The sequence below is a fragment of the Microcoleus sp. PH2017_09_SFU_O_A genome (genome assembly GCF_020738625.1).
Taxonomy (GTDB): Bacteria; Cyanobacteriota; Cyanobacteriia; order Cyanobacteriales; family Microcoleaceae; genus Microcoleus.
This window is the reverse complement of the sequence record NZ_JAEQCF010000142.1, coordinates 1-9,934: the sequence shown is the minus strand read 5'-3', so window position 1 is coordinate 9,934 and position 9,934 is coordinate 1. Positions and strand designations below refer to the sequence as shown.

Here is a 9,934-nt window from a genome sequence, read left to right as displayed (position 1 = left end):
AATGGGATAGAGAGCTGCGTAGTTCAGCCAAGGCGGGTCAATCCGCTCGAAGTGAAAGCGAAAGGGGAGGGACTGGAAGCCTCCCATGTCATGTAATAGATGACTATACTTTTACCAGCTATAAATATCTCAAACGGCCCTCCAAGACCGACAAGCAAGCTGAAAATTGACGCATTCAATTGTTTGCCCGCGAGAACTCAGAGAATATAATAGAAGATAGATTTTTAGTAGAGGCGAGATTCCTACCTTGACTACTCCGATTCCTCAAAACTTTGTGCAAACGATCGCGAAAGAGCGCGGTGTCACAGATGCCGAGTTAGAGACTGTGTTTATGGCTCTCGACGGTCAATCTACGGCTACCATCGCAACCAAGCTTGGCATCAGCGATATCGCCGTTCGCAAAAGACTAGGCGAAGTTTACAAAAAGTTTCAGATCGCGGGGAATGGCCCTGGAAAGCTCTCGGAATTGAGGCATCAGTTGCTATTTTCTTACCACACGGAGCAGGGCTCGATTGATTTTAGTCAAGGTAAAGGATCTCTATTCAAAACGCCGATAGGACGGCGACAAGAAGATTGGGACCAAGCACCGGATGTGGCAGTTTTTTACGGGCGGACTGAAGAATTAACTACTTTAAAGCAGTGGATTGTATCCGATAATTGTCGCGTAGTAGCGCTGCTGGGTTTGGCTGGTAGTGGGAAAACAACTCTGTCGGTGCAGTTGGCAAAACAGGTACAGCATGAGTTTGATTTTGTGATTTGGCGATCGCTGCGATCGGCACCAACAGCATCCGACTTCCTCACTAGCTTAATTCAACTTTTTGCTAACCAACAAAAGTCCGCTCTGCCGTTAGCGGAGCCCTCGCAGGCGATCGACTTTAACGGCAAAATTTCGCGCCTAGTCGAGTATCTGCGCCAGCAGCGCTGTCTGATAATTTTAGACGATTTTGAAGCAGTGCTCAAACCAGAAGAACTAGCGGGACATTACCGCGAAGGCTGTGAAGGATATCGAGATTTAATTGTGCGGCTGTGTGAAGTCAATCACCAGAGCTGTTTTGTCCTAGTTAGTGCCGAAGAACCTACGGAAATGGCTTTGCTAGCTGGAGAAAAAGTGCGGTTTTTAAAGCCTGCTATTTCCGAGGAAATAGCCCGAGATATTTTCAAAGAAAAAGGTTTGTCCGCCCAAGATAGAGAATGGGAAATCTTGTTAGCCCGGTACGGAGGCAATCTGTTAGCAATCAAGATTGTGGCAACAACGATTAACGAGTTTTTTGAAGGAAATGTTGTCAAGTTTTTGGAAGCGACGGCGTTATTTATTGAAGAACACATCAGCAATTTACTCGCGCAGCAGTTCGATCGAATGTCAAATTCAGAACAAGAGATTTCCTACTGGCTGGCTATTGCTCAAAGTCCGATTTCCCTAGCGAGTTTGCGAGAGCAGATGTTAGTCAATTCGTCTCTTTCTGATTTGGTAAAAAATCTCGATTCTCTCGGCCGTCGCTTTCTAATCGAAAAAATAAGTGAGAGCGGGCAAACTGTTTTTAGGCTGAAGCCTTTAATCGTGCAATATGTAAGTGAAAGATTAGTCGAGCAGATTCAAGCGGAGGTTTTGGAGACCGTCAAAATGCAAGGAATAGAAAGAATGTGGCTGTTAAAAACTCACAATCTTAGTAGGAGTGTTGCTCAACAAAAAGAAAGTAAAGAGGCTCGCAGTCGCTCAATTGTAGAATTAGTTAAAAATCGGCTGCAAGTGTTGTTTCTGAAAACTGTAGGTTCGGAAGAACCGCTAAATATCCTGACGAAAGTTGCCTCGGGGCTGGAAGATAAATCGATGCTTGAGGTGGGATATGCTAGGGAAAATTTAGCTCAGATTATTTTAGGAATTCGGCGCTAGTATCAGATCCGGCAAATTACACCAATTATGCAAAATACTGCAATAGTATTTGTAGGTGTGTCGCCCTAAAAAATCCTTCAACAGTTGACAGTTGACAGTTGACAGTTGACAGTTTGAGAGCGACATCTACCTAGAAGGAAGAGGATTGGAGTAATGAATAGTCTGATTTAAATTTCTCCCTCACTCGTGTTCCGGCTTTCAACCAATTATTTCTGGTAAATTCAATCGACAATCTGACGGCAATGCACCTTAAACGATATTTGAGAAAACAAGGGAAAAAATTGTTTTGCCGCCATAGTTTTTGTCAATCGTATAATAAACTTCATCGGTTCGTAGTGCGGACTTAAGTCCGCTCTCCGGCTGCGGACTTAAGTCCGCACTACGAACCGTTTTTGTTATGGCGATCGACCTGAAATGAAATGATATGATAGGTCAACCGCAAATGTCAATCAAATAAATACAGATCGACGCAGATTCATTTCAAATCAAAATAGTTTGTGAATGAGCGCAAGAAGTCTCAGGTGCGTCGGGAGCATCTCATTTTTGAAAAAAGCATTTTTTATGATAGTGCGATCGCGCTTGATGCTCCCGGTGCGTGGTGCGGATCTATGAGATTGTCGATTTTTCCCGATAAATTTTCGATGGCGACGCACCCTACGATTCTGTCAACTGTCAACTGTCAACTGTCAACTGTCAACTGCCTTATGCAACAAAAAAACGATCGCCCTTTAACAAAAGCGATCGCTCTATTTTCAGCAACAACAGAATTGGATAAAATTATTTGACAATACCCAAAACCGATGCAGATTCAGATCCGGTAATTTTGCCCAAAGCAGGTACTGTTGGAGCCTGTGCAATTTTGGGTGCCAAAAATCCCTTCGCATAAATCTGAGGATTTTGTTGAACGATGAGGGTGTAAGATTGGCGGACTTCGGCGTTAACAGCCACAGTCTTCGCGTCGTAAACCTGCATCGCCATGTTCGGATAAAAACCAATGCCGACAATCGGGATCAAGAAGCAAAATGCGATCGCCACTTCGCGAGGTTGAGCATCGATAAACTTTGCATCACCAGGCAAAACGCAACTATTACCGAAACAAACCGCTTCATCCAGATTGTTTCGCTGATTCCGCAAATCTAGATCTTCTAGATCGCAAGCTGCCAATGTTCCACAGTTGTAAAATAACTGTCGCAGCATCGAGAGCAAATAAATCGGTGTCAAAATCAGTCCCACTGCCGCCAGGAACACTATTACTGCGCGGAAAGAAGTACCGTACATATCGCTAGTTGCGACGCCCACAAAAACTGATAATTCGCTAGCAAAACCGCTCATCCCGGGGAGTGCTAAAGAAGCCATCGCGCCTGCTGTAAACAAAGCAAACACTTTTGGCATCACTTTTCCAATCTCGCCCATCTCGTCCATGATCATGGTATGGGTGCGATCGTAAGTCACGCCAGCCAGGAAAAACAATACTGAGGCGATCAAACCGTGGGAAATCATTTGCAGCAGCGCCCCGTTGATTCCCAAATCCGTGAAGGAAGCAATACCCAACAACACGAATCCCATGTGAGAAATCGACGAATTCGCAAGTCGGCGCTTCATGTTGGTTTGGCCGAAGGAATTCAGCGCGCCGTAGATAATGTTAACTACGCCGAGCACCGCCATAATCGGTGCAAAGTAAACGTGTGCTTTCGGAAGAAGTTCCAAATTCAAGCGAATCAGTCCGTAGCCGCCCATTTTCAGCAGCACGCCGGCCAGAATCATCGACACAGGAGAAGATGCTTCACCGTGGGCATCAGGCAGCCATGTGTGAAAGGGGAAAATCGCGAGTTTCACGCCGAAGGCAATAAACAATCCCGCATAAAGTAGGATTTCTAAACCTAGCGGATAGTCCTTCAAGCCCAGTTCTACCATGTCGAAGGTAACGTTTCCTCCGCCGTAGAATCCCATTGCTAAGGCAGCGACGAGAATAAAGATAGAAGCGCCGGCGGTGTAAATCAAGAATTTGGTGGCTGCGTAGCGACGGTTTTGTCCGCCCCAAATCGAGATTAGCAAGTACACCGGAATTAGTTCTAATTCCCAAACAATGAACAGCAGCATGATGTCTTGGGCGACAAATACTCCGATTTGTGCCGAGTACATCACCAGCATTAGGAAGTAGAAAAGTCGCGGCTTGCGATCGACTTCCCATGCAGCAAAAATAGATAGTGTCGTCACCAATCCCGCCAATAACACCAGCGGAACTGACAATCCGTCAACCGAAACAGACCAGTTGAGGCCTAAAGAGGGTATCCAGGAATATTTCTCGACGATTTGGAAAGTGGAGATGCTCGGATCGTAGTGCGTCCAAAACACCCAGCACATTAATACAAAATCTGCAATGCCTACGCCCAGGGCATACCAACGCACAGTTTTGCCGTCTGTATCGGGCAGAAAAGGGATGGCGAGGGCAGCTACGAGGGGTAGCATGACAATTGCGGTCAGCCAAGGAAATTGATCCGCTATCATGATATTGAGAATAAATACTTAGTTGAAAGTTACCACTATTGTAATACTTAATTTAATAAAAACTTAAGATTTGCAAATATTTTTTTCTACGAATACCGGGAGGAAAAATCTACCCATAAGCTGCGGCAAATGTCAAGAGTTTTTTCAGATTAATTTTTTTTACATGAAAAGGTACGTTGTTGCGCTTCAGCGCTCTTTTCCACAACATGAAAGAGCGCTGAAGCGCAACTACGTACCTAAAATCAACCACTATCAGAGTGCCAGTTGTGTCCAGGACTGTCCAAGTAATGCGATCGCTCAAGGCTTTGGGCAAGTCTTATTGGGGAAGTCACAGCTATAGATATAGGGTTTCTGCCAACTCAGGGGAATTTCCAACAAATCCCTGGTTCCGGTCATTCCTTGTCCCAAAAAGAGCAATACAGCGATCGAGTTCAAGATGACATGGACTGTGCGCCAGCGATTCGATCGATCTTTATAAATGTCTGGAACGATGGCCAGGGAGAAAACCATCAGCAACGCAGCGGTGATGCCAATGTAGTAGTGAGACCAATACCATTCATCGGTGCGCCGAAAAACGCCATCTTGAGCGCCAAGAATCACCAAGCCAGCACCCGTCAGAGTCGCAAATACGCCCCGCCACATAGCAGGTGTCGATCGATATAACATGACCAAAGAGGCGATCGTAGCAACAAACATCAGAATAATGAAAATTACCTGAAACGAGTTTTTGCTCCAAACATCCTTGCTCAAAATATGATCGAAAATTGGGTAGCCCAGACCCAACAGAGTTACTCCTACCACAGATCCCGACAGAATTTTACCTGCTTTGACGTGTTCGCCGCCGACTACAGGGGGAATTTTGCTCTTATCTCCAGATGCAACTTGCTGGCGGCGCTGCCTAGTTTGCCAAGCCATATTCAGCACAATGCCCAGCATTGGAAAAACGATCGCCACAGCTAAAACAGGATGCAGCAAAGCCAGAAAATCTTTAATTTCCATAAAGCACCTTTTTGTTTTTAAACTGGATCAAACTAAATTTTTGAGATTTTGACGAAATCGATCGCCCGAGTGCGATCGAACAAAACCCGAGGCTTCAATAAAATCTCAAATAACAACAAGAGAGATTTTAACTCACCAGGAGCGCCAGAGCGTTTCCCTTGATTCGGACAACAAAACAACATCACATAAGTCCTACAGTCAAGAGTTGTGTGGCGAAAGATGCAATTAAAGAGCCATGTGCCAATTGCGAGAACCATTTTTGCGGTATAGCAGATTCGCCGTAAAAAGCTCCCGCCAACTGTCCGTAAACCGCACCAGTTGTATCCGCATCGTCGCCCAAATTCACAGCCAGCAAACACCCTTCGGCAAAAGAAGAACTGTTATAAAATGCCCAAAGAGCCGCCTCCAAAGACTTAACCACATAACCAGTACCCTTAATTTCAGGAGGTTGTCGCCGTTTAAAAGAACCGGCCGCAATTTCATCAATTTCTGCCACCAGCGGGTGCGCGGCCCAATATTCGGCGATCGGACAATATCTTTCGGAAAGCAAAACTTCTTTACTAACTCCATTCACAGCCCCCGCAATTAAAGTACCGAAATAGCGGCAAGCATCGACGCAAGTAGCAGCACCGTGAGTAGTTCGAGAACTTTCTCCAGATTTTTCTATGACTTCTAAAGGATTTTTAGCATAAAACAAAGGTACCGGAGCCAAACGCATAATCGAACCATTTCCAGCAGCCCAAGCATCAGTAGAACCGCAGTAAGGCTTTTTTGTATCTTTAAAATGCCAAAGTGCTTCTTGCACCGTATTGCCAATATCAAAACACTTGCCTGTACTGCTCAAATGTCCATCTAGCCGCCACTTCAGATAAGTTTCTAATTGATGGATTGGATCGAAACCTTTTTTTTTAATCAAACTTTCTGCCAAACAAAGTGCCATCGAAGTATCATCCGTCCACTGTCCCGGTTGCAGTCGAAACGGGCCGCCACCAATCATATCGTTAATGGGTTCAAAGGTTCCGGGGCGACAAAACTCTAAAGTTGTTCCCAAAGCATCGCCAACTGCCAAACCGATTAGACTGCCGCGATAACGTTCTATTTGCTGCATAGTAATTGTAAATTAATAATTACATAACTTAGACAAACGTGGTTAGACGTGCTACTTCTAGCGGTAAAGTACCCAGTCTAGACCTACTTTATTCTTCTCTTAACTCTCTTTCTCTGCGTACTCTGCGCCCTCTGCGGTTAATCAAAAAAATCTTGTTCAAAAATGAAAGAAAATTGCCTTACCTGCGGTTAAAAATAAAAAAACCCGACTTTTCGCTCCAAAGGCTGAGGCCAAAGACGACTCAAGCTAATATTGATGTTAACCTTTCGCTACCCAAGATCGAACCGTCCCATGACACCCGATGCCTCCACAGCCGCTGCTGCTGCTACCCCTCAATCAACACCCGAAGTTAGCTTAGATTTGCAAGTCCGACTCAAGACTGAAGACGGACAGCTATTGTTGCTACTTCCCCCAGAAACGAACAACGAACCTGGAACTGGTACGGCATCGACTTGGACTGAACTTTGCCAGCAGCTAAAAGTCAGGCTGAATGCTGGAGAACGCTTTTGGCAGCCGAATGCCGAAGTACAATTGATGGGCAGCGATCGACTTTTGGATATCCGCCAACTGCAAGAAATCGCCGATGCCCTCTTGGAAGCGGAACTGCAACTCAAACGAGTCCACACCAGCCGCCGCCAAACGGCCGTAGCTGCGGCAACGGCAGGCTATTCTGTAGAACAGCAGCCTCCGGTTTCTACCCTGAGTAAATCCGCCGAAAAACCGCAATCGCTCGCGGAACCTTTATATTTGCAGATGACTGTGCGATCGGGCGTAGAAATTCGTCACCCAGGGACGATCGTACTTTTGGGAGATGTAAATCCCGGCGGCTCAGTCGTCGCCGGAGGCGATATCCTGGTTTGGGGCCGTTTGCGGGGCGTCGTGCACGCGGGTGCCGGCGGCAACACCAACAGCGTGATTATGACCTTGCAGATGGAACCGATGGTGATTAGGATTGCTAAGTACGTTGCCAGAGGCCCAGAAGCCTCACCCGCTCAGTTTTTCCCGGAAGTCGCCTATGTGACGCCTCAGGGGATTCGGATCGGTAGAGCCTCTGATTTTGACAAATCGCAGTTAATGGGCGGTAATGGGTAATTGGTAATGGGTAATGGGTAATTGGTAATGGGTAATTGGTAATTTGTAATGGGTAATTGGTAATTTGTAATTGGTAATTGGTAATGGGTAATGGGTAATGGGTAATGCTGTTTCAACCTGCATTTGATAATTTTTGTCTTGGCTAAATCAGTCATTAAAGGACGATGGAAAATATCAATGAAACTTCCTCTAAAATTTGTCTAACAATCAGACTTATTAGTTGTGAGCGTTGAGTTGATTCAAGGAATAAAAGATGCTGGCTAAATTACCAAATACTAATGGCGAATAATCGACAAACATCAGAATAATTCGCAATTACCTTCGCAATTACCAATTCGCAATTACCAATTCGCAATTACCAATTCGCAATTACCAATTCGCAATTACCAATTCGCAATTACCAATTCGCAATTACCAATAAATCTAAAATCGCTTATGGCTCGCATTATTGTTGTTACATCAGGGAAAGGCGGAGTGGGAAAAACTACCTCCACAGCCAATCTCGGCATGGCTTTAGCTAAGCGGGGGCGCACCGTTGCGGTAATTGATGCCGATTTCGGCCTCAGAAATTTAGACTTGCTGCTGGGCTTAGAAAACCGCATTGTTTACACGGCATTAGAAGTTCTCGCCGGAGAGTGTCGCTTAGAGCAAGCTTTGGTGAAAGATAAGCGGCAGCCGCGCTTGGTGCTGTTACCGGCGGCCCAAACTCGGATGAAGGATGCCATCAGCGCCGACCAAATGAAGCAGCTTGTGGGGATGTTGGCACCAAAATATGACTATATTTTGATCGACTCTCCGGCTGGAATTGAGCAGGGTTTCCAAAATGCGATCGCCCCGGCGCAAGAAGGTATCATTGTCACGACTCCAGAAATCGCTGCTGTCCGCGATGCCGATCGAGTCATCGGCCTGCTGGAAGCCAACAATGTCAAGAAAATCAGGCTAATCGTCAACCGGATCAGGCCTGCAATGGTGCTGGCAAATGATATGATGTCGGTGCAAGACGTGCGGGAAATCCTTGCCATTCCGCTGTTAGGCGTCGTTCCCGACGACGAGCGGGTCATCGTTTCCACCAACCGAGGCGAACCATTAGTATTGTCGGAAACGACCTCTTTAGCTGGAACTGCCTTCGACAATATTGCCCGCCGTTTAGAAGGCGAAAAAGTTGATTTTTTAGATCTCACTCCCCGTCGGGAAACGTTTTTCACTCGCCTCCGCAAGTTTTTCAATACTAAAATTATGTGATGTGCTGCCCTATTGGCGATCGACCTTTAATAGCAGCCACTGCATCGCAAAAACTAGCCGAAAAATTCCCGGAGTAAAACCATTTCGCAAAAAGCATCAAACTGCTGCCCCCGACTCCAAACCAGACGGGAATAAGTCATTCCCCAATCTAAAATCTAAAATCTAAAATCGCCTGACTTTTTCTATGCCCAACCATTGACAAACCCGCCGCAACCATGATATACACACTTCTCGAACGACTTTTCCCGCGCATCCCTGACAACAGCCGCGACGATGTAAAACGCCGCCTCAAACTCGTTCTAGCCCACGATCGGTCAGAACTCAGCCCCGAAATGGTTGAGTCTATGCGCCGAGAAATTCTAGAGGTGGTGTCTCGCTACGTGGAAATTGATACCACTGAGTCAGAGTTCGGTCTCGAAAGCGACCAGCGGGCTATGTCACTGATCGCAAATCTGCCGATCCGGCGAGTGAGACTGGAAAATCCACCGGAAAATTTGCCCTATAAATTGCCGGAAAAATTGCCAGAGAATCTACCTGAAAAGGTAGCTGAGTATGTACCCGAGTATGTAGTCGAAACTCTCCCCGAAACTACAGAGTGATAGAAATTAGGATTTTCTTTTCAGTAAATGAGTGCGATCGGCTCGCCATTTAAATTAAACTATCTCTCTACAATTAAAATCTTGTGGGGTGGGCTAAGATTGTCCGCCCCAAATATGTTATTTAAATTGGGAAAAGCTTGTAATCTCGTTTCCGCTGGCATCAGAATCATGATTTTACCAGTGCGAGCGTCCCCGCTCGCAAGTTATCTCCTCTCGCGAGCGGGGACGATCGCACTGGCATAATTCTGACGATTCAAATATATAAATTCAATACGGTTGACTTAAGAAGAATCTGACTTGCAAAAAATGCCTGTATTGCCTAGAAAATCGTCAGATAAAATTTCTAAAAAAGCGTTAAGTAAACCGTATTGATATATAATTCCGATGCCACCGGAGACGATATTATCTCCTGTCGCGAGCGGGGACGCTCGCACTGGCAGAATTCTGCTGTTACTGGATTTGACCGGAAACGATATTATCTCCTGTCGCGAGCGG

Annotated in this window: 9 protein-coding genes and 1 pseudogene; 5 read left to right on the top strand and 5 right to left on the bottom strand. The window is 45.8% G+C overall.

Annotated elements, in window-relative coordinates; translation table 11 throughout:
* Positions 1-247: 247 nt before the first annotated feature.
* The gene (locus JGK16_RS31430; protein WP_293186387.1) at positions 248-1,891 is read left to right on the top strand and encodes an NB-ARC domain-containing protein; all 1,644 of its coding nucleotides are present in this window, start codon (positions 248-250) and stop codon (positions 1,889-1,891) included.
* Positions 1,892-2,388: 497 nt separating this feature from the next.
* Positions 2,389-2,676: a hypothetical protein gene (locus tag JGK16_RS31425; protein ID WP_293193810.1), complete on the top strand. Its 288-nt coding sequence runs from the start codon at positions 2,389-2,391 to the stop codon at positions 2,674-2,676.
* Here JGK16_RS31425 and JGK16_RS31420 read toward each other — a convergent pair.
* The 4 genes from JGK16_RS31420 to JGK16_RS31405 all read right to left on the bottom strand — a co-directional run bounded on the left by JGK16_RS31420 (position 2,669) and on the right by JGK16_RS31405 (position 6,506).
* Positions 2,669-4,399, bottom strand: coding sequence for an NAD(P)H-quinone oxidoreductase subunit 4 (locus JGK16_RS31420; RefSeq protein ID WP_293186389.1), 1,731 nt, complete (start codon positions 4,397-4,399; stop codon positions 2,669-2,671). The two genes, JGK16_RS31425 and JGK16_RS31420, sit on opposite strands and share 8 nt — an antisense overlap.
* A 109-nt stretch (positions 4,400-4,508) precedes the next feature.
* Positions 4,509-4,712, bottom strand: a complete 204-nt coding sequence (locus tag JGK16_RS31415; protein WP_293203579.1) for a hypothetical protein — start codon at positions 4,710-4,712, stop codon at positions 4,509-4,511.
* Positions 4,697-5,398: a DUF4079 domain-containing protein gene (locus JGK16_RS31410; protein ID WP_293186391.1), complete on the bottom strand. Its 702-nt coding sequence runs from the start codon at positions 5,396-5,398 to the stop codon at positions 4,697-4,699. The genes JGK16_RS31415 and JGK16_RS31410 overlap by 16 nt, the downstream gene beginning before the upstream one ends.
* A 181-nt stretch (positions 5,399-5,579) precedes the next feature.
* A complete protein-coding gene (locus tag JGK16_RS31405) occupies positions 5,580-6,506 on the bottom strand; it encodes an ADP-ribosylglycohydrolase family protein (RefSeq protein ID WP_293193808.1) in 927 nt (308 codons plus the stop codon).
* A gap of 291 nt (positions 6,507-6,797) precedes the next feature.
* Between JGK16_RS31405 and minC the strand changes: the two genes are divergently transcribed.
* Positions 6,798-7,598, top strand: a complete 801-nt coding sequence (gene minC, locus JGK16_RS31400) for a septum site-determining protein MinC (RefSeq protein ID WP_293193806.1) — start codon at positions 6,798-6,800, stop codon at positions 7,596-7,598.
* Here minC and JGK16_RS31395 read toward each other — a convergent pair.
* A complete protein-coding gene (locus JGK16_RS31395) occupies positions 7,578-7,721 on the bottom strand; it encodes a hypothetical protein (RefSeq protein ID WP_293193804.1) in 144 nt (47 codons plus the stop codon). The genes minC and JGK16_RS31395 overlap by 21 nt on opposite strands.
* Positions 7,722-8,033: 312 nt before the next feature.
* Here JGK16_RS31395 and minD point away from each other — a divergent pair, with 312 nt between their 5' ends.
* A complete protein-coding gene (minD, locus tag JGK16_RS31390) occupies positions 8,034-8,840 on the top strand; it encodes a septum site-determining protein MinD (protein WP_293187202.1) in 807 nt (268 codons plus the stop codon).
* Positions 8,841-9,055: 215 nt separating this feature from the next.
* Positions 9,056-9,313 (top strand): annotated as a pseudogene (gene minE, locus JGK16_RS31385) (cell division topological specificity factor MinE); the annotation flags it as partial.
* Between the last annotated feature and the right edge of the window lie 621 nt (positions 9,314-9,934).